This window comes from Sphingorhabdus sp. 109 (genome assembly GCF_902506555.1).
GTDB lineage: Bacteria > Pseudomonadota > Alphaproteobacteria > Sphingomonadales > Sphingomonadaceae > Parasphingorhabdus.
Map to the genome: position 1 here is coordinate 146,126 of NZ_LR732707.1, position 23,187 is coordinate 169,312.

The following is a 23,187-nucleotide window of genomic DNA, read 5'->3' on the forward strand; positions in this document are numbered from 1 at the left end:
GCTTCAAACTGGAGAAGATTAGTGAACGAAGTGAACAAACTGCTTGCGGCAGCGCTTTGCGCCACCGCCCTGACGACTCCTGCCTACGCGCAGGATAATGCGCAGGAAGCCGAGACCTTCGATGACAATGTCATTATCGTGACGGCGACCCGCCGTTCGCAGGATGTCCAGAATATTCCGCTCGCCGTTACCGCGATCAATCCAACGGAGCTCGAACGTCAGGGCGTCGTCAATGTCGGGCAACTAACCAATGTCTCCGCCAGCTATTCGGTCTCCAACGCCCAGCTTGCCTCCGGGTCGGTGGTTTTGAGAATCCGCGGCGTCGGCACGACGTCCAACAATATCGGGTTTGAATCGGCGGTCGGCATTTTCATCGACGGCGCCTATCAGTCGCGCCCGGGTGTCGCGCTTTCCGAGCTGGTCGATGTCGAGCGGGTCGAGGTTCTGCGCGGCCCGCAGGGAACGCTTTTCGGCCGGAATACCTCCGCCGGCGCCCTCAATATTATCAATGTCCGGCCCGATCTGGATGCGTTCGGCGGCTTTGCCAATGCGACTTATGGCAATCGTGACCTGATGGGGGTGCAGGGCGCGGTCAATGTTCCGGTCGTCGAGGGGCAACTGGCGCTGCGTGTCACCGGTGCCTATCGGGAACGCGACGGATTTGTAACCGTCGTCGATGGCAGCGGCAGCAAGATCGGCGATTCAAACGGCACTGACCAATATCTTGTTCGCGGACAGCTGGGTTTTGGAACCGATGGCGGGATCAAGGGACGGCTGATCGCCGACTATTCCAAGAGCACGGCCGGTTGCTGCGCTGCAATCGAAGTGCTGCAATCACCGCTCGAAACCGCTGGTCTGTTCGCCGCTGTCGGGCTGGGGCCGCGTGGCGGCATGGCCGGGCCCGACGTCGCGGTCAATCCGTTCGATACGACCACGGCGGAAATCGCTGCCGGCAATCTGATTTCCACTGCCAGCTTTGCGCCTCAGACGCGCTTTGACCAATGGGGTGTCACCGGCGAGATCGAAATACCGCTCGGCGACAGCGCAAACCTGATCTATATCGGGTCCTATCGCGAATATGATGCGACCGAGGCTTACGACAATGATTTCTCGGACCTCGATCTGTTCAACGTGACCAACAATCGCACCGCGATCGACACCATGACCCATGAGTTGCGGGTTCAGGGCGATGTGTTCGACGGCGCGCTGAACTGGCTCGTCGGTGGATATTATTCCCGCGAGGATATTGACCAGAGCCTGTCGCTGGCACTGGGCGAGGATTATGATCAGGTGGTTGGTGCCACGCTTGCGGGCGCAACCGCCGGAGCTACGCTGAATCCGCTCGGTCCGGTCTTCCTGGGGGTGACGCCGCTGCAGAATATCACGGGTTTCGATCCGGCCACCGTCACAAACACCAATCTGTACGCGCAAAATAGCGAGAGCTGGTCGATCTTCACCCATAATGAGCTGGAAGTGGCCGACGGGCTCAAGCTGACCATAGGCCTGCGCTATTCGGATGAAAGCAAGGAAGGCAGCTTTGCCAGTGGCGGCACCAGCAATTCCGTTTGCCCGGCGATCGTCGGGCAGATTTCTCCTGGCGGATCGCTGAGCGGACTGCCGGCTTCCCTGCAGAACGCGCTGTTCGGTTTCGGCTGTTTCGCGCTGACCGCTCCGGCCGATGCGCCCTTCGCAGCTGTTCTGCCGACACCGCGCACGTTCAGCAGCAAGTTCCGCGACAGCGAACTGATCTATACCGGAAAACTGTCCTATGCATTTGCCGATCCGGTCAACATCTATGCCAGCTTCACGCATGGCTACAAATCGGGGGGACTCAATCTTGATTCCACCGCTACCGCCGGGGGCAGCGATCCGCGCTTCCAGTCGGAGGAAGTTGATTCCTATGAAATGGGACTGAAAGCAAAATTCCTGCAGGACAGCGTGACGCTGAACCTGGCGGCATTCCGGGAGCAGTTCACGAATTTCCAGATTCTGGAATTTATCGGTACGCAGTTCCGGCCCTTCAATGTCCCGAAAGCCGTCTCTCAGGGTGTCGAGATCGAAACGATGTTGCGGCCCAGTGACCATTTCTCGGTCAACGCCGCGCTGACCTATACCGATGCCCATTATCCGGAAGATTGCGCCGGTAGCCAGACCACAGCCAATGTGGTTGCGCTATGTGGCAATTCGCTGACCAACGCGCCGGATTTTGTCGGCATTGCCGGGGCTACCTACAGCAATGATATCGGTACCGATCTGGAATATTTCCTCAACGGGCAGGTCCGGTTCGAAGGTGATCGCCGGACATCGACCCAGGCCATTGATACCACGGATTTGGCCGCGGCAACCCCGCTGCCGTTTGTCGTCCAGGACAGCAATATCAAGATCAACCTGCGCGCGGGTATCGGCAGTCAGGACAAGGGCTGGGGCATCGAGGCCTTTGTGACCAATCTGACCAACGAAGTGACGCGGGGCGTCACTTTTGCGACGATTCTGCGCTCCGGTTCGCAGTCGGTCTTCGTCCAGGAACCGCGCAGCTACGGATTGACCCTGCGCAGCCAGTTCTAGGATTGCAGCATATCCGGCGTTTCGTGATAGCGATGTGCGGGGGCCCGGCCTGTTCGGTCTTACACCTGGCCACCGAGCCGTTCATCCTGCCTTCCGGTCGCGTCGATCCGCTATGATTGTTACATAATTGCAACGATTTTCGCGAAATCGGTCTGTGGCTGTCCGTCACCGCTTGATTTAATGGATCAATTAATCGACTGACGCAAACGCAGCTGCCGAGAAAAACAAGCCATCCCCCCAGGAAATTGGCGGACGCGGCAGCGAGTATAACGGGAGAGTAAATGTGAAAATGATCAACAAAATCCTCATGGCCGCACTGTGTAGCACGGCCATGACCACCCCCGCTTTTGCGCAGGATGCAGCGCAGGAAGCCGAAACCTTCGACGACAATGTAATCATCGTGACGGCGACCCGCCGCGCAGAAGATGTTCAGGATATTCCCATCGCCGTAACCGCGGTTAGTCCGGTCCAGCTGGAACGCCAGGGAGTCGTCAATGTTGGCCAGATCACCAATGTATCTTCCAGCTTCTCGACCTCGAACGCCCAGCTGGCGTCGGGTTCCGTGGTGCTGCGGATCCGCGGTGTCGGTACGACATCCAACAATATTGGTTTTGAATCGGCTGTCGGTATTTTTATTGACGGTGCCTATCAGTCCCGTCCGGGTGTTGCGCTTTCCGAATTTGTCGACGTCGAACGCGTCGAAGTGTTGCGTGGCCCACAGGGTACGCTGTTCGGTCGCAACACATCCGCCGGCGCGTTGAACATCACCAATGTCCGCCCCGATCTGAACGAATTTGGCGGCTTCGCCAATGCCACTTATGGCAATCGCGATCTCTACAGCGTTCAGGGTGCAGTGAATGTGCCGATCATGAAAGACTATCTCGCTCTCCGCGTCACCGGCGCTTATCGCGAGCGTGATGGTTATGTGACCGTGGTCGACCAGACCGGTGCCAAAGTCGGCGAATCGAACGGCACCGACCAATATCTGGTTCGTGCGCAGCTCGGTTTTGAAACTGACAGCGGCATCCGCGGCCGTCTGATAGGCGATTATGCCAAGAGCACCGCTGGTTGCTGTGCAGCCGTCGAAGTCCTGAAATCACCACTTGAAACGTCAGGTCTGTTCGCAGCCGTGGGACTGGGTGTCCGTGGCGGCATGGCAGCGCCGGTTGTCCCGACAGATCCTTTCGACACAACAAATGCTGAAATCGCGGCCGACAACCGCATCGCGACAGCCAGTTTTGCTCCACAGACGAAATTTGACCAATGGGGCATCACCGGTGAAATCGAAGTGCCTTTGGGTGACAGTGTCGACTTGATCTATATCGGTTCCTATCGTGAGTATGATGCGGTCGAAGCTTATGATTCCGATTTCTCCGGTCTTGATGTCTTCAATGTGACCAACAACGGCACGTCAATCGAAACCATGACCCACGAACTGCGCGTTCAGGGTGAAGCGTTTGGCGGGGCTTTGAACTGGCTCGTGGGCGGATATTATTCCAAGGAAGATATCGCTCAGGACGTGTCTTTCGCGCTTGGCGCAGATTATGACGGGCTCGTAGGAGCAATCCTTGCCGGTGCAACCGGCGGTGCCAGCCTGAACCCATTGAGCCCGATTTTCTTTGGCGCTACTCCACTTCAGAACATCACCGGCTTTGACCCGTCGACGATCACCAACACCAATCTCTATGCGCAAAACAGCAAAAGCTGGTCGATCTTCACGCACAACACGCTTGAAGTTACCGATGACCTGGAGCTGACCGTTGGTCTGCGCTATTCGGATGAAAGCAAGGATGGCAGCTTCGCTAGCGGCGGAAACAACAACCCGGTTTGCCCGGCAATTGTCGGCCAGATTTCTCCCGGCGGTGGTTTGAGCGGCCTGCCTGCGGCTCTGCAGAACGCATTCTTTGGTCTGGGTTGCTTTGCCTTCACCTCGCCAGCCGATGCGCCATATGCCGCCGTGTTGCCTTCACCTCGGACGTTTAATAGCAAGTTCAAGGACAACGAACTGATCTACACCGGCAAGGTTTCTTATGCTTTTGCCGATCCGGTCAATATCTATGCGAGCTTTACCCATGGTTATAAATCGGGTGGCTTCAACCTTGACTCGACAGCAGCGGCTGGCGGCGCCGATCCGCGCTTTGCTTCGGAAACCGTAAACGCGTATGAAATTGGACTGAAAGCCAAATTCCTCGACAATGCGGTGACATTGAACGTGGCTGCCTTCCGTGAGGAATTCAAGAACTTCCAGGTTCTGGAATTCACGGGGGCTCAGTTTGAGACCTTCAATGTTCCGAAAGCGGAAACACAGGGTGTTGAAATCGAATCGACGATCCGTCCGAGCGAACATTTCACGGTCAACGCTGCTCTGACGATCACCGATGCCAATTATCCGGACGATTGCGCCGGTACGCAGACTGCGGCGAACGTTGTCGCGCTTTGCGGCAATTCGCTGACCAACGCACCGGATCTCGTGGGTATTGCTGGCGCTACCTATACCAATGAAATTGGTAGCAACCTGAAATATTTCCTCAATGCCCAGATGCGTTTTGAAAGCGATCGCAGGACTTCAACCCAGGCCATTGATCCTGCCGACCTCGCTGCGAACATTCCGGTTCCGTTCGACACCCAGGATGGCAATATCAAGATCAATCTGCGCGCTGGTATCGGTAGCCAGGAAGACACTTGGGGCATTGAGGCCTTCGTGACCAACCTGACCAACGAAATAACGCGCGGTGTGACGTTCAATACCGTGCTCCGGTCCGGTTCGCGCTCGGCCTTCGTTCAGGAACCCCGCAGCTACGGCCTGACCTTGCGCGGCAAATTCTAGGCTGACAGAAATATCGGTGACGAACAGTCACCAGATGGACAGGGGCCGGTTTTCCGGCCCCTTTTTATTGCGCGGCTGCACCATTGGTGCAAAGGATTGCCATTATGAAAAACTTTCTCTTCCAGACTGTACCGGTGCTCCACTTCGGTGACGGCTGCCTCGCCGAACTTCCCGGACAGATCACCGCCTTGCGCGCATCAAAGCCAATGATCGTCACAGACAAGGGTATCGTCCAGGCGGGGCTGATCGCGCCGGTTGAACAGACATTGCGGCAAGCCGGATTTGATGTCGCGATATTTGACGCGGTGGTCGCCGACCCGCCGGAGGCGATTGTTCTGCAGGCTGTAGAAATGGCAAAAGCCGCGGGCGCGGATATCGTCATCGGGCTGGGTGGCGGCAGCTCGCTCGATACCGCCAAGGTGGTTGCGGCGCTCGCGGTGGATGGCGCGCAACCGCTTTCCGATATCTACGGCATCGGCCTGCTGGAGCGCAAGGGCCTGCCGACCATCTTGATCCCGACCACTTCGGGCACCGGATCGGAGGTCACCGCCATTTCGATCCTGACCACCGGCGAAACCACCAAGGCGGGCATCATCTCGCCGCATCTTTTTGCCGATGTCGCGCTACTCGACCCGGCACTGACGACCGGGCTCCCCGCCAGCGTCACCGCCGCGACCGGCATCGATGCAATGGTTCACGCGGTCGAATCCTACACCAGCCGAAACGGCAAGAACCCGGTCTCCGACATGTTGGCGATCGAGGCGCTGAAACTGCTCACCACGCATATCGAAACCGCCTGTTCCGACGGAAATAACATGCAGGCGCGCGAAGCGATGCTGCGCGGCTCGATGCTCGCTGGGCAGGCCTTTGCCAACAGTCCGGTCGGCGCGATCCACGCGCTCGCCTATCCGCTCGGCGGCATTTATCATATCCCGCACGGCCTCTCCAACGCGTTGGTCATGCCTTTTGTCATGCAATTTAATCTGGAAGCCGCCGCGCCGCTCTATGCCGAGCTGGCCGATGCGCTCGACCTGCCGCGCGGCTGCGAGAACAGCAGCGAAGCGCGGGCGCAGCAATTGATCGACTATCTTGAGGCTCTGGCGGTCAAGGTCCAGGCACCGCGCAAGCTCCGCGAGATCGGTATCGCACAGGATGCGACGACCGGACTGGCAGAAGCGGCAATGCTACAGACGCGTCTGCTCGACAATAATCCCAGAGAGGTCACGCTGGCTGACGCGCAAAGGATCTATGATGCCGCTTGGTAAAAGCCCCCGGGCGCAGCCGCCGGTTCGCAGCGACTATCGCACCGGCTCGGCGATCACCACGCGCTGGAATGACAATGATCCTTATGGCCACGTCAATAACGCCATCTATTATTTCTGGTTCGACACCGCGGTAAACCGCTATCTGGTCGAGCAGGGCACGCTCGACATTACCGGTGGCGAGACCATCGGTCTGGTGGTCAATACGAGCTGCGACTATTTCGCGCCGATCGCCTTTCCCGACGAGGTCATGGCGCGGATTCGCGTCGACCGTCTCGGCAACAGCAGCGTGACTTATGGCGTCGGCCTGTTTCGCGGCGAAGAGAATATTGCCTCCGCGGCCGGCAGCTTCACCCACGTCTATGTCGACCGCGGTTCCCGCCGGCCAGTTTCTCTTCCATCTCCCTTGCGTTCGGCGCTGGAAGCGATAGAAGTTTAACCAGACGATTAAATTGCTGGAGAGACACAGATGCTACGCCCCTTTGACAATGACGAGCGCCGCCAATTCCGCGAAACCTGCCGGCGCTTTGCCGAGACCGAATTGCAGCCGTTCGCCAATGAGTGGGATGAAGCGGGCGAAATCCCCTGGGAGGTTCACGAAAAAGCCGGGGCGCTTGGCGTATGGGGCTTTGGCGTCGACGAAAAATATGGCGGGCTCGGCATGGACGATATTTTCATGCGCGCGGCCTGGGGCGAGGAAGCGGCAAGAGCGCATAATGGCGGCACGCTGGCGGCGCTCGGTGGCCGCTCGATTTCCATCGGCCCGATCCACAAGCTGGCTTCGCAGGATATCAAGGAGCGCATCCTGAAGGATATCGTGCTCGGCAAAAAGGGTTCCAGCCTTGGCATTACCGAACCGGGTGGCGGATCGGACGTCGCCAATATGCAGACCACGGCGCGGCAGGACGGCAATCACTGGGTGATCAACGGGGCCAAGACCTTCATCACCGGCGGCATGACGGCCGACCATTATGTCATCGGCGCGCGCACCGGCGGCGAGGGACTGAACGGTATCTCGCTGTTTCTGGTCGACGCCGATGCAGAGGGTTTCTCGCGCACCGCGCTCGACAAGAAAATGGGCTGGTGGGCTTCGGACCAAGCCTCGCTCTATTTTGATGAAGTGCGCGTCCCGGCGGAAAATATGCTCGGCGAGGAAGGCCGCGGTTTCATCCAGATCATGCACAATTTCAACCACGAGCGGCTCGGCATGGTTGCCCAGTCGCTCGGCATGATGCGGGTGCTGCTCGAATATTCGATCGACTATGCGCAGCAGCGCGAGACCTTCGGCAAGCCGATGATCAGGCACCAGGTGATCCGTCACAAGATCGCCGACATGTCGGCGCGAGTCGACCGGCTCGACGGCTGGCTCAACCAGATCTGCTGGCTCGCCGATCAGGGCGAGATGCCGGTCGCGCAGATTTGCAAGGCCAAGTTCAGCGCCACCAAGGATCTCGAGTTCTGCGCCAGCGAAGCGATGCAGATACTCGGCGGCGCCGGCTATCTGCGCGGCAATCCGGTCGAACGTTTCTATCGCGAGGTCAAGGTGATGGCGATCGGCGGCGGCTCGGAAGAAATCATGCGCGATCTCGCGGTCCGGCAAATGGGCCTCTGATCGCGCTTGCCATTTTCGGTTGGCGGGCGATAAGCAGAGCCTCTTGTCATCCGTTCGCGTTGAGCCTGTCGCAGCAGCGCGTCCGGCAACAGCATCAGGCTGATGGAATATAATATGCCCGATCTTATATCCGCCAATAGCCCGCCAGAAAACGGCCCGATCCTGCTGCCGGCGGGGTCGGTTCTCTTCGGTCTGCTCACCTTCGCGATGATGGACGTGGCGATGAAAAGCCTGTCGATCGAGATTGGCGCCTATAACGCGATCCTCTGGCGGGTGCTGCTCGCTCTGGTGATCGTTTCGGTGGTTTTCTTCGTGCGCCGCCCGAGAATGCCGGGCAAGGCCGCCCGCAAGGTCCATCTGCAGCGCGGCATCATCATCGTCTTCATGTCCTATCTGTTCTTCTGGGGCCTGGCACGGGTGCCGCTGGCCGAAGCCATCGCGCTCTCCTTCATCGCGCCGATTATCGCGCTCTATCTCGCCGCCGTGTTCCTTGGCGAGACCATCCACCGCAACGCCATTTACGCCTCGGCGCTGGGCTTTGCCGGGGTGCTGGTGATCGCATGGGGCAGGGCGAGCGGCGAGTTCGAGAAAGAGGCGCTGTTCGGCATCGGAGCCATTCTTGTGTCGGCGGTGCTCTATGCCGGCAATCTGGTGATCCAGCGGCAACAGGCGCTGCTCGCCGGGCCTATCGAGATCAGCTTTGCCCAGAATCTCGTGGTCGGGTCGTCCTTCCTACTGCTCGCACCCTTTTTTGCGGTCGTTCCGGAAGCGGAATCGTTGCCCTATATCGGGGCCGCGGCGATATTCTCGCTGATCTCCTCGCTGTTCATCGCCTGGGGCTATGCGCGGGCCGAAGCGCAAAATCTGATCAATCTTGAATATAGCGCCTTCATCTGGGCGGCGATTTTCGGCTGGCTATTCTTCCGCGAGCCAATCACGCTGATCACCGTGGTCGGCGCGGCGATGATCGTCGTCGGTTGCATATTGGCAACGCGGCGCGAGCGGAAAGTTGCGCATATCGAAACCACCGCGGTCTGATCGCGATGGCGCTGCGCATCGGCAATCGAGAGGCGCGCTGGCTGTGGCTGCAGGCGCAGGGCCTGTCCGAAACCCCGACCGGTCCGCTCGACCTGCCGGAGACGATCCGTCGCCTCGGCTATGTCCAGCTCGACACGATCCAGAATGTCACCCGCGCCCACCATCATATCTTGTGGAGCCGCAACCAGAATTACCGCGAGCCGATGCTCGACAAGCTGTTGGGCGAGGACAGGGGGGTGTTCGAACATTTCACCCACGATGCTTCGGTCCTGCCGATGGAATTCTATCCGATGTGGCAGCGCCAGTTCCGGCGGCTCGGCGCAAAGGTGGCGGGCCATGCCTCCTTTAAAAAAGCAGCGCGCGAAATCGGGGCCGACGAGATCAAGGCCCGCATCGCAGCGGAGGGCCCGTTGTCAACCCAGGCCTTTGACACTAGGGTCAGCGGCAAGAAACAGATGTGGGAACGCCCGCCGCACAAGAGGGTGATGGACCAGCTCTGGTATGCCGGCGAACTGGCGACCTCCCATCGCGTCAATTTCACCAAATATTACGACCTCAGCGAGCGGGTGATTCCCCCGCATCATCGTGAACCAATTCATGACGACGAGGGCCAGATCGACTGGCTCTGCCGTAACGCGCTCGACCGGCTGGCCTTTGGCTCGCTCGGCGAAATTCAGCGTTTCTGGGATGCTGTGAACGCAAAGGAAACGCGGGCCTGGGCCGATGCGGCCAGCGACATCGTGCCGGTCGAGGTGGAAAATTACAAGGGCCAGTGGCTCAAGGCCCTGGTACCGCCCGATATCGAAGTCCGTCTGGCCAAGCTGTCCCGACCAACCGTACGGCTGCGGATCGTCAATCCGTTTGACCCGGCTGTCCGCGACCGCAAACGCCTTCTGACCCTGTTTGGCTTCCACTATCGTAATGAAATGTTCGTGCCCGCCGCGCAGCGGCAATGGGGCTATTATGTCTATCCGCTACTGGAACGCGACCGCTTTGTCGGCCGGATCGAGATCAAGGCGGACCGGGCAGCGGGGCATTTGCGGGTCACGCAACATTGGCCCGAACCTGGCGTGCGCCGGTCAGCCACGCGACAAGACAAGCTGGCAGCAGAGCTGATCAGGCTGGCCCGGCTGATTGATATTGCAGATGTCCATTGGGAATGTGAAGGCCGGTCGTAGCGGTCTGTTCGCCTATTTGACGGTGCCGCGAAAACGCAGTTCGCCGGTGGCGCCGGGTTCGATAGGTGATGGCAGCACCCAGCGAATGTGAGTGACATCAGCCGCCACGGCGGGGCGGGAGCCCTGTGTATCATCTTCGACGCTCAGCTTAGACAGGGTGCCGAAATTCTCGCCACCGTCAACCGATACCAGCGCCCAGTCTTCAAGCGCTTCGACGAAGGCAACAGCCTGGTGCACCGGGTTGTTGAGCACAAAGCCGGTCACAGCCTCGTCGCCCATATTGCGATAGCTGTTGGTGATCAGCAGCTTGTCGCCGGGAACAACCTTGGTGGTCGAGGGACTGATAAGCTGGGTCACAGACTCGCCATTCTCCGATATTGTGGTGCGTTCGATCATGATCGAACTGTCGATTTTCACATTCGACCGCGGATCCGTTGCCGCTTCTGCGCCATTATCGGACGATGTTGCCGCACGGGCAATCTGGGATGCCGACAATCCGGTCATCAAGACACCGGCTACCAGAGCCGCTTCGAGCAAAATAACGCGCATATTGGACATTTCTGACGATCCTGTTGAACAATTACCGACCAGATAAAGCATCTGGTGCTGACCGGACAGAATATTGCCGATCATGGTTAATATACGGTTAAAATCATCTGTGAAATTGGCGGCTTGATGCTGGCGGACCGAATATTAAGCGAAAGCGAATGCCCTTCGGAAAAAGGCGCTTATTCGTTGGCATCGCGATTCAACCACAGCTAAAGAGATTGGTGATGGGTCTGACCGCATATTGTCGCTGCCTTGGCATGCTGGTTGTGTTGCTGACGGGTTTGCCCGTCGGGCCGGTCGATGCACAAACGGCAGAACAGCCCGCCAGCGGTGCGGTGGACGAGCCCGGTTTTGACGTGCCGCTCGATCCCGATCAGCCGCTGACCGAATTTCCTGATTTTGGTGTCGAATGGCCGGACCTAGAGGAAGAAGCGGCACCGCAGGCTGACGGAAACGCCGATGCCGGCGCTGCGATCCCTCCCGCCGGAGACGGAACCGGCGACCAGGATGTCCAGCCCGCTTCCGAACTATTGGCAGAACAATTGCCGCTCAACGAATATCGACCGACCGATGCGCTGGCCGAAACCGCCTACGGGATCAGCTTTGAAGGGTTGCCCGAAGAGACCGGAGAAGCTTTTGACACGCGCTTCGAAATTTTATCGGTGCTGGAACAATATCGCGGCGACGATGCCAATTTCGCGCAGATTCGGCGGCGCGCGCAAAGCGATGCCGATCTGGTCGAGCGGTTGCTGCGCATAGAAGGCTATTATGATGCGGTTGTGCAGACCCGTTTCGAGCGCGACGGAGCGGAGCGGGTCAATGTCGTGATCAGGGTGCAGGCTGGGCCGCAATATAAGCTGGACGCCATTGCCTTGCCCGGAATCGAAACGGCGGTTGCGCCCGATCCAGCGAGTTTCCGAGAAAGTTTCGGACTGCAGCCCGGCGATGTCGTCAACAGCGACAGGATCATGGAAGCGATCAGTCGGATCGACGGCACAATGGCGGAAAATGGCTATCCTTTCGCCAGTACCGCCGAACCGGAACTGGAAATCGATCACGCGACGCGGCTGGGTGATCTCGCCGTGGCGGTGACGCCGGGCGGGCGCTATAATTTTGGTTCGATCGATCTCGCGCCGACCGCGCTGTTTGATGCAGACCATGTCCAGATGATCGCCCGCTTCGATCCGGGCGATCTCTATCAGGCCTCCGATCTGGAGGATTTGCGCCGGGCGCTGGTCGCTACCGGTCTGGTCTCGACCATCGCCATCGAACCGGTGAAGGCCGATGATCCCGAAGCGGTGGATATAGCCGTGAAACTGACGCCGGCACCGTTGCGAACCGTGGCTGGCGAACTGGGTTACGGGACAGGCGAGGGCGCCCGCGCCGAAGTGAGCTGGGAGCACCGGAATCTGTTCCCGCCGGAAGGACTGATCCGGCTAACCGGCGTGCTCGGCACGGAGGAACAATCGGGCAGCATTGTCTACCGCCGCAACAATTTTCGCCGACGCGACAATATATTGAACGGACGGTTGGCACTGAGTCTGGTCGATAGCGCCGCCTATGATGCCGAAACCCTGTCGATCGCCGCGAATATCGAGCGGCAGAGCAATCTGATCTATCAGAAGCGCTGGAACTGGTCGGGCGGTTTCGAACTGATTGCATCGCGGGAAACCGATGTCACCGGAGACATTGGCGCGACCGATCCGGAAACCTATTTCATCGCCTCCCTGCCGGGACTGGTGACCTATGATGCCAGCGACAATCTGCTCGATCCAACCCGTGGATTCCGGCTAAGCGCCCGTATTGCTCCCGAAGCATCGCTGCAGGGCGGCAGCTTCTTCTATATCCGCGGCCAGGTCGACGGCAGCGCCTATTTCCCGGTCTCGGATAAGATCGTGCTGGCCGGCCGTACGCGTATCGGCACGATTGCCGGTGCCGGTACCAACAGCATCGCTCCCTCGCGCCGGCTCTATTCCGGTGGCGGTGGCTCGGTGCGCGGGTATAGCTACCAGACCGTCGGACCACTGGATGCCAATGATGATCCTGTGGGCGGCCGTTCGCTGGTCGAATTTTCGCTCGAGGCGCGCGTCCGTACCGGACTTCTGGGTGGCAATTTCGGTGTCGTGCCGTTCATCGACGCCGGCAATGTATACACCAGCAGCACACCGGATTTGTCCGATCTGCAATATGGGGCCGGTCTCGGCATCCGCTATTATAGCGACTTCGGCCCGATCCGGATCGACGTCGGTACACCGATAAACAGGCGATCGGGAGATTCGCGTATCGCGGTCTATGTTTCGCTCGGGCAGGCATTCTAGGTGGCCGGGTCCAATGACAGGCCCGGTCCCAGGCGACTGATCTGGCGCTGGTCGATGCGCAGCCTGCTCGGCCTCGCGGCGCTGGTCTTGCTCGGATTGTTCGGCGGGGCGATGTGGCTGGATAGCGATTCGGGCCATCGTTTCATCATCAACCAGGTTGAGGCACTGGAACCGGACGATGGTCTGCGTATCCGGATCGCGGAAATCGACGGGTCGATCTACGGCAAGGCCAGGGTGCAGGGACTGCAGCTGCTTGATCCCGAGGGTGCGTTTTTCTCCGCCGGTACTGTGGCGGTCGACTGGAATCCGCTGGCCTGGATTTTCAACGAACTGAACATTGCCGATGCGCTGGTCCTGAAAGCGCGGCTCGACCGTTTGCCCGAACTGATCGATAGCGGGGAAGACAATCCCTTGCTCCCCGGTTTCGACATCTATGTCGGCGCTTTCCATGCCGAGAATCTTGCGCTCGGAAAAGCCATTGCCGGCAGCGAACAATTTGCCGACCTGTCCGGCTCCGCCGACATCCGTGCCGGTCGCGCGATGCTGCGTCTCGATGCCGCGACAACGCGCAGCGGCGACAAATTGCTGCTTGCGCTGAATGCCGAGCCGAGCCGGCAGAAGCTCGATATCGATGCGGAAATTATCGCTCCTGCCAGTGGAGTAATAGCCAATGCTCTCGGGATGGATCGCGCTCTGGCGCTGACCCTGAAAGGCGATGGCAGCTGGCAGAAATGGAATGGCGAACTGATCGCGCTCGGCAACGAGGAGATGTTGACGCAAGCCACGATCGAAGCACAAGAAGGGCTATTCTCCTATGACGGCAGGCTGACCGCCGCGGCGTTGCCGGGGGGACTGGCACAGAAGCTGGGATCGCCGGAAATCCGGATAAAGGGTACGGCCAGCCTCGCAGACCGGCTGGTGGCGCTGGACCTCGAGGCGCGTTCCGCTGCTCTGTTTCTGACCGCGACCGGCGGGATCGATCTGGCCCGCAACAGTCTGGATGCGATGCGTCTGGAAACACGGTTGGTTGATCCGTCCGCGCTGTCCGCCAATATGAAGGCGCAGGATTTCGAATTGAAAGCGTTGCTGAACGGCAAAATATCCCGGTTGCGCTATCAATATCTGCTGACCGCGCCGCAGTTGGCACTAGGCAAGACGCTGCTGACCAATGTGCGCGGCGAAGGCGAGGGGCAGCGCGATACCGGCGGCTGGGATATTCCCGTCGCGCTTTCGGTCGGAACCGTGATCGGCAATGGCGAATTGCTCAAGCAATTGCTCTCCGGTTTCGGCGCGAACGCATTGCTCCGCTATGAAAAGGAACTGCTGTTTGCGGAGCGGGCGAAGGTTGCGACCGATGCGGCGCAGGGCACCCTGGATCTGGAATTGCGCCCCGCAACCGGCGATTTTGCCATCAATGTCAACGCTAACGCGCCCGGTTTCGCGGTGCAGGGTGTCGGGATCGCCGATATTATCGCCGCCATCAATATCGGGCCGGCATCCACCGGAATCGCGCTGGACGGACAGGTCAATGCCCGGTTGCGCCGCTTCGATATCGGCTTTTTGCGCGAGCTGGCTGGCGGTCTGCCGCAGTTGCAGACCGGTCTTGCGCTTGGTCCGGACGGACTGCTGCGGTTCACCGATCTCAACCTGTCTGCTCCGAAAATCTCCTTTCGCGGTTCGGGGCGTCAGACCAGCGCGGCGACCTTTGCCTTCCGGGGGTCGGGAAAGCAGGACAGCTATGGCCGTTTTGATCTGAAGCTCGACGGTGCGCTGAACCGGCCGAAGATCGCGTTATTGCTAGACAGTCCGCTGCCGGCGGCAGGGCTTTCTGCCGTCAGCCTGCAGCTCGATCCGTCCAAGGGCGGCTTTTCCTATATCGCGTCCGGTGGATCGACGCTCGGGCCGTTCAGCAGTGACGGGATGATCCTGACCACGCCGGGTCAGGACACAGCGGTACGGGTAGACCGCCTGCTGGTCTCCGACACGCTGGCCAGCGGCATAATCAGGCCGACCGCCAATGGCCTTGCCGGAAGGCTGGACGTCAGCGGTGGCGGCGTGAATGGCGATGTCCTGTTTCGCCCCGGTGCAGGGCAACAGCTGATCCGCGCCAGTCTAACAGCGGAAAATGCGCGGTTCGACGGCAATCCGCCGATCTACATACGGACGGCCGTGGTCGATGCTGATATCGTGCTGATCGACGGCCAGTCCGATATCGACGCTACCCTGCGTGCGCAAGGGATTAGCCGCGGCGAATTGATGATCGGCCGGGTGGCCGCCAATGCCAAGCTGACCGACGGCAGCGGCGGCGCGACCTTCACCATCGCCGGGACGCGCGGAAGCACCTTCGAGTTTCAGGCAAAAGCCGATATCAGTCCGGATCGCTACCGGATTTCGGGAACCGGCCAGTTTGAAGGCCGCACCCTTCGTCTCGCGCAGCCGCTCGAATTACGCCGTGATGGCGATGGCTGGACCGCTTCGGCAACCACGGTCAACTATGGCCGAGGCAGCGCCAGACTGTCCGGTCGCTGGGGCAGCGGCCGGTCGAGACTGGACCTGTCGATGACAAAGATGCCGCTGTCGCTCGTCGACATCGGCTATCCCGATCTCGGACTGGGCGGCAGTGTTAATGGCACCGTCAAGCTCGAACAGTCGGGCAGCCGGATGCCGGTTGGTGAAGCCAGGCTGACGGTCAAGGGGCTGACACGGTCCGGCCTGATCCTGACGTCCACACCGGTTGATCTCGGTCTCAACATGGCTCTCTCAAGCCGCAATGCTGCAGCACGCGGAATCATCAAATCGCCCGAAGGCAAGACCATTGGGCGGTTCCAGGGGCGGGTGAGCGGTCTGGGCAGCGGCAACTGGCAGGATGAACTGATGCGCCGGCCGTTGTTCGCCCAGGCGCGTTTCAACGGCGGTGCAGAAAGCCTGTGGCGTCTCACCGGTGTCGAAACCTTCGATCTGACCGGACCGGTGGCAGCCAGCGCCGATGTCAGCGGCAGCCTCGCCAATCCCGAAATCAAGGGGCAGGTCAGTACCAGCAGCGCGCGGCTCGAAAGTCCGCTCACCGGCACGGTCATTTCCGATATCAAGGCCGTGGGCCAGTTTGACGGTTCGCGCCTGGTGCTGCCGAAATTGACGGGCAATACGGCGCGGGGCGGTACGGTCAGCGGCAGCGGCAGTTTCAATTTCGCCGTGGCGCCGGGAGAGGGCATTGGCATCACGATGGACGTCAATGCCGAGCAGGCGGCGCTGATTGCGCGGGATGATTTTGCCGCCACGGTAACCGGGCCGATCAAGATCCGCAGCTCGGCCGACGGCGGACTGATCTCGGGCGATGTGCTGCTTAATCGCAGCTTCTTCCGTTTCGGCAGGGCCAGCGCAACCGCCAGCCTGCCTGATATCAAGACCCGCGAGATCAACCGGCGGGCAGACGAGCGGCCGGTCGTGACCCGCAGCCGCCCCTGGCGATTTGCGCTGACCGCCAAGGCACCCAACCGTCTACGGGTCGAGGGGCTGGGGCTGGACAGTGAATGGGGGGCCGATCTCAGGATTTCCGGACCGGTCGACAATTTCGCGATGGTTGGCACCGCCGATCTGATCAGCGGCAATTATACCTTTGCCGGACGGCGATTCACTCTGGAGCGCGGTGTCATCCGCTTTGTCGGCAACCAGCCGGTCAATCCGACCCTGGATATCGAAGCCGAAGCCGATCTGACCGGTCTCAATGCCACGATCAATGTCACGGGGACCGGAAACAAGCCGGAAATCGCCTTCACCAGCATTCCGGCCCTGCCCGAAGACGAACTGCTGTCGCGGGTGTTGTTCGGCGCCTCGATTGCCGACCTGTCCGCCCCGGAGGCGGTCCAGCTGGCTGCTGCCGTGGCTTCGCTGAACAGCGGTGGCGGACTCGATCCGATCAATCAATTGCGCAAGGCGGTGGGTCTCGATCGCCTGCGTATCCTGCCGTCCGATACCGATACCGGTTCCGGTACTTCGATTGCCGCGGGCAAATATATTACCCGCCGCGTCTATGTGGAACTGATCACCGACGGCAAGGGCTATAGCGCCACCCAGCTCGAATTCCAGATCACCCGCTGGCTATCGATCCTCTCGAGCATCTCGACGCTCGGCCGGCGCAGCGCCAATTTGCGGGTAAGCAAGGATTATTGAGCCGGTTTGCTTCCAATGGAACGGGGGATGGAATGGAAAGCGCGACACCCGTCAGATCGGCGCGCGGCGAAACGAAGCATGCCACGAAATATGCTTGCCACGCCGCGCGGCCGCCCCGGCTGGTCTTTCCGATAATATAGACCCCGAGAGGTCGGCAGATCGTAAGATCAGACGGCGCAGGCCCGGCGCATCAGCGGGCATCGTGAATGCATGATGACAGGCGCGGCGGATTGTCCGATGCGGGATCCTAGAATGCCAGGCTTAGCGAGGCGCGGGCGGAATAGCCGACATCATCCTCCGTTTTCTCGGCTCTGGCCGACAGCTGCCAGGTAAAGTCCAGCCCGCCCGCCAATATGCGGGCTTCGCCCAGCCAGCTGCTGTCCAGCCCGTCGGCGGTCAGGCTGAACTCCTCGCCGTCAAGAAAACTGGCCGTGGTTGTGCCGAGAGATCCGGCCAGATGGTGCCGGCGCCCGCCCTCCAGTTCAAAGGTCAGGGGCGTGAAATCCTTCCGTTTGCTCCCGAGCCGATAGACAGCGGCCACGGTCGTGGCCGCGGTTAGGGAGTCGCTGGTGCGGCCGTCGACATACAGGTTCAGACTATCGCCGCCGCCGGTTTCGTCATAGCTGCCTTCGTGCAGGCGATAATAATCAAAAGTGGCCTTGGGGCGGAATGTCAGCCGACTGCCGACATCCAGATCGTAAGAAACACCCCCGGCGCCGGAAAGCATCCAACCGTTCCAGTCGGCTGTCGTGCTGGCGCTATACTCGGTATCATCCGCTGTCGCGGTCAATGTGCGGGTGCTGGACAGGGAGAGATAGGAGGCCGATATCCGGCTGAACGCGTAGAGCGGTCCGCTATCCATCCGCCAGAATGCGCCAAGTTCGTGCTGCGACGCGTCGACGATACCCGTGCCGTCATTATTCTCGATCTCGCCGCTGGTATAGGCATAGGACAGCCCGAGATTTCCTATTTTTGACCAGCGTTCGAGGCCCATGGATACGCCCCAGCCACTGGTTTTATAGGACGCGGCATCGCCGGCGTCTTTGTCATTGCCCCAGAATATCGGTTCGATCCATCCACCGACATCGCTGACGTCGTAGAGGGAGGAATCATCCGTGATATGCAGCGCGGCCAGTCGCGACCCGCGGGTGGCAAAGTCAAAAATACCGCCGGAATGATCCGGCAGGAACTGATCGACCTGGTTTTGCAGTGTCTCGGCATCCTCGATCTGCAGGAAGCTCGTTGCCAGCGTCTCATCGGCCGCGCTCGCAGTGATGATGGCGTCATAGGCCGATGTTCCCGCGCCGCTCAGCCCCAGTTCTTCCGCTTCCTTCCGGCGGATGTCGAGGACCAGATCATTGCCGGACAGGCTGGTCTCGCCGGCAAAGATGAAGGGTAGCTCCGTCGTTGCGGAATCAAAGTCGGGGGTGCCGGTGATTTCCGATGCAGTCAGCACCACGTAGGTTCCGTCGGCTTGCTCGAGCGAGGAAATCGTTGTGGCGATTTTTGCGCCGCTTTCGAAGGTGGCGCTGTTCACGTCATACAGCGAGCTGGTGCCTTCCTCGCCGTCAATATAGACACCGAGCGAACCGTCCGCACCCACGGTCAGGCTGTCAAAGGTTGATGTTTCGGCGGCGCCGATACCGAATGTTCCGCCGTTGACGACGACCGACACGCCCGATCCGTTCTGCACGGTACCGGTATAGACCGCGCTGTCGTTCAGGGTTACCAGCACGGATTGTCCGGCCCCGTCGATATCGCCGACGAAAGCGGATTCGCCGAACAAGGTCATAAGCCCGGTGCCGGTGCCGAAATAGACGTCGCCGGTATAGACGGCATCGTCCGACAGGGTGAGCGTATCATTGCCCGCGTTGAAATAGGTGTCGCCGGTAATGATGCCGGCGCTGGCACTGATCAGGTCATTCCCCGATCCGGTTACGATATCGCCGATGATCGCGGTATAGATGGTATCATCGGTCTCGCCGTCTTCGAGTTCCGCTTCGATATCCGCCTTTGTTTCGGCATCCTCGTCGTTGAGATACTGGATGATCGTCAGTCCGGTGGTGTTGCTCGACGCGGCGATCGCCTGGCGGATGTCCTCGCTCGACGCCGAAGTCGTTATGAACCCGGAATTGTCGATCGATGTCAGTGATCCGGACAGATCCCTGATCGCATAGACTTCGCCTTCGCCGGTGGACGTGAGATTGGCAGACAGAGAGCCGGTAACCGCAATGCGGTCCACGACAGAATCCTCGTTGATCAGCAGGGCGGTGGCCGCGGAATCATAGCTGGTGGCGCTCAGCGTGCCATTCAGTTCGATACCGCCTGCAACGTCCACTGAACCGCCTTGTCCACCAATCACCAGCCCGAATGAGTCGGTAGAACTGTAACCGGCGCTGCTGACGATCGACCCGTCGATCACGAGTGAATAGCCGTCATCGCTGTCCGCGACCGTGCCGATGACGGTGTCGGCGGCGCCGCCGATCAGCATCGCCGGACCGTTGCCGGTCGAAGCGATATAGCCGGTGCCTTCCAGCGTATCCTCTATGCCGTCACCATCCTCGTCGTCATTGTCCTCGTCATCATCATCGGGTGCGATTGCAACCATGATACCACCACCGACATTGCCGCTGATTTCGACCGCCGCCGCGCCGGATCTCAGGTCCGTCCGGGACAGAGCTGTGGTCACGCTATCGTCATTGGTATAGCTGCTCAGTTGCCGGACCGCGCCCTGGAACGTCAGCGCCCCGTCAATATCGCCCTGCGAGGAAAAGGCCACAGAGCCTTCGCCGGCCACCTGTACATTGCCGCGCACGGTGACGTCTTCCGAAACGTCCTGGACCTTGATGCCATAGCTATTGTCGCCGATGACGGTGATCGTACCGGTGTTGGTGATCGAGCCGTCATAGGCGGAATCGACCACGATACCGCCGGAGTTCAGGCCTTCCACGGTGATGATACCGCTATTGTCGATCGATCCGCTCGCCGTGCCACCGCCGGCAACGTAGATACCATAACGGTTGCTGGCAGAGGCAATCGGGCCATCGGCAATCGCATTTGCATCTTCATCCTCCGAAACGAAATCTTCCAACACGGTAATCGTTCCGACATTGGAAATATTCGCATTGGTACCGGTCTCGACCAGGATGGCGATCGCGTCATCCGCGTCGCCGACGTTGATCTCGCCGACGACGACGGTCGAATCGTCTTCGTCCAGCCCTTCGATGGTCACGTCATTGTCGCTGTCCACCGTGATCGCCACACCCGAATCGATCGCGAGAATGCCGCCGTCGGTTATGATGATATCGCCGTCTATCGAGGTCAGGATCGGATCGGATGTTTCGCTGTCGATGGTGGTGTCGGCGCGGGCGGGCAAGTGGGCGAGTGCTGTTGCAATGGCCAGGGCACAGGTCGTACTTCTGATAATACGCATAATGGGATCAATCCTGATGTCATGTTGAATGGGGGATTCAACAGGCTTCATTAATCCGGATTGTGGAAGAATTATGAGGATTGCGATGGGGCGTTGAACGGCGGCTCACGCCGGTAGAAACGCGCAGCCGGTCACCGTCAGCGGCTGCGCGATGTCAAAGTCCGCACATATTTTCCGGAGGCAAACGCGCCGTCGCTCGCGGCTCATGCCGTAACAAAAAAGCCCGGAGCGATTTTACGCCCCGGGCTTGTATTTCCAGTCTGATCGAAAAGATCAGCTGCTATAGTACATATCGAACTCGACCGGGCTCGGCGTGGTTTCGAAGCGGCTGACTTCTTCCCATTTCAGCTCGGCATAGGCGTCGATCTGGTCTTTCGAGAAGACATCGCCCTTGAGCAGGAATTCGTGATCGGCCTCCAGCGCTTCCAGAGCCTCGCGCAGCGAACCGCAAACGGTCGGTACTTCGGCCAGCTCTGCCGGTGGCAGGTCATAGAGATTCTTGTCCATGGCATCGCCCGGGTGGATCTTGTTCTCGATGCCGTCGAGACCCGCCATCAGCAGCGCTGCAGCCGACAGATAGGGGTTGGCAAGTGCATCGGGGAAGCGGAATTCGACGCGCTTCGCCTTGTCGCCGGCGCCATAAGGAATACGGCAGGATGCGGAACGGTTGCGGCTCGAATAAGCGAGCAGCACCGGCGCTTCAAAACCGGGGACCAGACGCTTGTAGCTGTTGGTCGTCGGGTTGGAGAAGGCGTTGATCGCCTTGGCATGTTTGATCACACCGCCGATATAATAGAGGCACATTTCCGACAGGCCGGCATATTCATTGCCGGCGAACAGGGGCTTGCCGTCTTTCCAGATCGACATATGGGTGTGCATGCCGCTGCCGTTATCTTCCTTGATCGGCTTCGGCATGAAGGTTGCGGTCTTGCCATAGGCATGGGCAACCTGCTGCACGACATATTTATAAACCTGCGTGCGGTCGGCGGTTTCGGTCAGCGTACCGAACGTGATGCCCAGCTCGTGCTGTGCGGCGGCCACTTCGTGATGGTGCTTGTCCATCGGCAGGCCCATTTCCAGCATGGTCGCAACCATTTCGCCGCGAATGTCCATGCAGCTGTCAACCGGCGCAACCGGGAAATAGCCACCCTTGGCGCGCGGCCGGTGGCCCATGTTGCCGACATCATAATCGCGACCGGTGTTGGTCGGCAGCTCGATATCGTCGATCCGGAAGCCGGAGCGGTCATAGCCGTCTTCGAATTTCACATCGTCGAACATGAAGAATTCAGGCTCCGGTCCGACATAGACGGTGTCACCGATGCCGGTCGATTTCAGATAGGCTTCGGCGCGGACAGCGGTCGAGCGCGGGTCGCGGCTGTAGAGGGATCCGTCGCCGGGCTCGACAATATTGCAGACCAGGATCATCATCGGCGTCGCGGAGAACGGATCCATGTAGACCGCATCGAGGTCGGGACGCAGGATCATGTCGGATTCGTTGATCGCCTTCCAGCCCTCGATGGAAGAGCCGTCAAACATGAAGCCTTCTTCCAGAACATCCTCGTCAATGACTTCGGCGCACATCGACAGATGCTGCCATTTGCCGCGTGGGTCGGTGAAACGCACGTCGACCCATTCGACTTCGTGCTCCTTGATCATTTTCATAATGTCGGATGCTGAATTGCCCATATTGTAATCCCTTGGTTTTTCGGTGATTGGATGATTGTTAAAGAAAGATCAGATGGCGTCGTTGTCGCGCTCGCCCGTCCGGATACGCAGCGCCGCTTCAACCGGAATGACGAAAATCTTGCCGTCGCCGATGCGACCGGTCTGGGCCGCTGCGGCAATCGCCTCGACGGTACGGTCGGCCAGATTATCGTCAACGACGACTTCCAGCTTCACCTTGGGCAGGAAGTCGACGACATATTCTGCGCCACGATAAAGTTCGGTATGGCCTTTCTGCCGGCCAAAGCCTTTCGCCTCGGTCACGGTAATTCCGGACACACCGACTTCGTGCAGTGCTTCTTTGACCTCGTCCAGTTTGAAGGGCTTGATGATGGCTTCGATTTTTTTCATTTTTACGTTCCCGTGTACCGCTACCCTGACAATTCCCCCGAACAGGAGTGGACCGCCTTGGCCGGGCACAATTGCCCGTTGCTATTCAATTACCATGCCAGAATCGATTCGCGAACAGAATCGCCGGAATGCTTGATTACGTTGCTAATCTGTTATCGGACG

General features: G+C 59.6%; 13 protein-coding genes. 9 read left to right on the forward strand and 4 right to left on the reverse strand.

Going from position 1 to position 23,187, the window contains the following annotated elements; genetic code table 11:
- The first annotated feature begins 21 nt into the window (after window positions 1-21).
- From BOSE62_RS00760 to BOSE62_RS00790, 7 genes are all read left to right on the forward strand, one after another.
- On the forward strand, window positions 22-2,565 hold the full coding sequence (locus BOSE62_RS00760; RefSeq protein WP_159640443.1) for a TonB-dependent receptor: 2,544 nt from the start codon (window positions 22-24) through the stop codon (window positions 2,563-2,565).
- Between the two features lie 289 nt (window positions 2,566-2,854).
- Window positions 2,855-5,392, forward strand: coding sequence for a TonB-dependent receptor (locus BOSE62_RS00765; protein WP_236554129.1), 2,538 nt, complete (start codon window positions 2,855-2,857; stop codon window positions 5,390-5,392).
- Window positions 5,393-5,496: 104 nt separating this feature from the next.
- The gene (locus tag BOSE62_RS00770) at window positions 5,497-6,657 is read left to right on the forward strand and encodes an iron-containing alcohol dehydrogenase (protein WP_159640446.1); all 1,161 of its coding nucleotides are present in this window, start codon (window positions 5,497-5,499) and stop codon (window positions 6,655-6,657) included.
- Window positions 6,641-7,093: an acyl-CoA thioesterase gene (locus tag BOSE62_RS00775; protein WP_159640449.1), complete on the forward strand. Its 453-nt coding sequence runs from the start codon at window positions 6,641-6,643 to the stop codon at window positions 7,091-7,093. Before BOSE62_RS00770 ends, BOSE62_RS00775 begins: the two co-directional genes overlap by 17 nt.
- Window positions 7,094-7,123: 30 nt before the next feature.
- A complete protein-coding gene (locus tag BOSE62_RS00780; protein WP_159640452.1) occupies window positions 7,124-8,266 on the forward strand; it encodes an acyl-CoA dehydrogenase family protein in 1,143 nt (380 codons plus the stop codon).
- Between the two features lie 114 nt (window positions 8,267-8,380).
- Window positions 8,381-9,304 carry a DMT family transporter gene (locus tag BOSE62_RS00785; RefSeq protein WP_236553752.1) on the forward strand — a complete coding sequence of 308 codons (924 nt, stop codon included), beginning with the start codon at window positions 8,381-8,383 and terminating at the stop codon, window positions 9,302-9,304.
- Between the two features lie 5 nt (window positions 9,305-9,309).
- The gene (locus tag BOSE62_RS00790; RefSeq protein WP_159640458.1) at window positions 9,310-10,482 is read left to right on the forward strand and encodes a winged helix-turn-helix domain-containing protein; all 1,173 of its coding nucleotides are present in this window, start codon (window positions 9,310-9,312) and stop codon (window positions 10,480-10,482) included.
- Window positions 10,483-10,494: 12 nt separating this feature from the next.
- On the opposite strand, the gene BOSE62_RS00795 is transcribed toward BOSE62_RS00790, so the two are convergent.
- The gene (locus tag BOSE62_RS00795) at window positions 10,495-11,040 is read right to left on the reverse strand and encodes a hypothetical protein (RefSeq protein WP_159640461.1); all 546 of its coding nucleotides are present in this window, start codon (window positions 11,038-11,040) and stop codon (window positions 10,495-10,497) included.
- 215 nt (window positions 11,041-11,255) lie between these two features.
- Between BOSE62_RS00795 and BOSE62_RS00800 the strand changes: the two genes are divergently transcribed.
- Together BOSE62_RS00800 and BOSE62_RS00805 are read left to right on the forward strand one after the other, a co-directional pair.
- Window positions 11,256-13,349, forward strand: coding sequence for an autotransporter assembly complex protein TamA (locus BOSE62_RS00800; protein ID WP_236553753.1), 2,094 nt, complete (start codon window positions 11,256-11,258; stop codon window positions 13,347-13,349).
- Window positions 13,350-17,519 carry a translocation/assembly module TamB domain-containing protein gene (locus BOSE62_RS00805; RefSeq protein WP_159640464.1) on the forward strand — a complete coding sequence of 1,390 codons (4,170 nt, stop codon included), beginning with the start codon at window positions 13,350-13,352 and terminating at the stop codon, window positions 17,517-17,519.
- A gap of 247 nt (window positions 17,520-17,766) precedes the next feature.
- Here BOSE62_RS00805 and BOSE62_RS00810 read toward each other — a convergent pair whose 3' ends face one another.
- The 3 genes from BOSE62_RS00810 to BOSE62_RS00820 all read right to left on the reverse strand — a co-directional run bounded on the left by BOSE62_RS00810 (window position 17,767) and on the right by BOSE62_RS00820 (window position 23,025).
- Window positions 17,767-20,952 (reverse strand): autotransporter outer membrane beta-barrel domain-containing protein, encoded by a 3,186-nt coding sequence (locus tag BOSE62_RS00810; protein WP_159640467.1) that lies wholly within the window; start codon window positions 20,950-20,952, stop codon window positions 17,767-17,769.
- Between the two features lie 273 nt (window positions 20,953-21,225).
- Entirely contained in the window at window positions 21,226-22,638 is a 1,413-nt protein-coding gene (gene glnA, locus BOSE62_RS00815; RefSeq protein ID WP_159640470.1) for a type I glutamate--ammonia ligase, read from the reverse strand.
- Between the two features lie 48 nt (window positions 22,639-22,686).
- On the reverse strand, window positions 22,687-23,025 hold the full coding sequence (locus BOSE62_RS00820; protein WP_159640473.1) for a P-II family nitrogen regulator: 339 nt from the start codon (window positions 23,023-23,025) through the stop codon (window positions 22,687-22,689).
- Between the last annotated feature and the right edge of the window lie 162 nt (window positions 23,026-23,187).

Excerpts from the sequence above, each read along its gene's own strand:
- BOSE62_RS00800 (WP_236553753.1), top strand. The coding sequence starts at position 11,256 with ATGGGTCTGACCGCATATTGTCGCTGCCTTGGCATGCTGGTTGTGTTG.
- BOSE62_RS00810 (WP_159640467.1), bottom strand. The coding sequence starts at position 20,952 with ATGCGTATTATCAGAAGTACGACCTGTGCCCTGGCCATTGCAACAGCA.
- BOSE62_RS00770 (WP_159640446.1), top strand. The coding sequence starts at position 5,497 with ATGAAAAACTTTCTCTTCCAGACTGTACCGGTGCTCCACTTCGGTGAC.
- BOSE62_RS00765 (WP_236554129.1), top strand. The coding sequence starts at position 2,855 with ATGATCAACAAAATCCTCATGGCCGCACTGTGTAGCACGGCCATGACC.
- BOSE62_RS00785 (WP_236553752.1), top strand. The coding sequence starts at position 8,381 with ATGCCCGATCTTATATCCGCCAATAGCCCGCCAGAAAACGGCCCGATC.
- BOSE62_RS00820 (WP_159640473.1), bottom strand. The coding sequence starts at position 23,025 with ATGAAAAAAATCGAAGCCATCATCAAGCCCTTCAAACTGGACGAGGTC.
- glnA (WP_159640470.1), bottom strand. The coding sequence starts at position 22,638 with ATGGGCAATTCAGCATCCGACATTATGAAAATGATCAAGGAGCACGAA.
- BOSE62_RS00775 (WP_159640449.1), top strand. The coding sequence starts at position 6,641 with ATGATGCCGCTTGGTAAAAGCCCCCGGGCGCAGCCGCCGGTTCGCAGC.
- BOSE62_RS00780 (WP_159640452.1), top strand. The coding sequence starts at position 7,124 with ATGCTACGCCCCTTTGACAATGACGAGCGCCGCCAATTCCGCGAAACC.
- BOSE62_RS00790 (WP_159640458.1), top strand. The coding sequence starts at position 9,310 with ATGGCGCTGCGCATCGGCAATCGAGAGGCGCGCTGGCTGTGGCTGCAG.
- BOSE62_RS00795 (WP_159640461.1), bottom strand. The coding sequence starts at position 11,040 with ATGTCCAATATGCGCGTTATTTTGCTCGAAGCGGCTCTGGTAGCCGGT.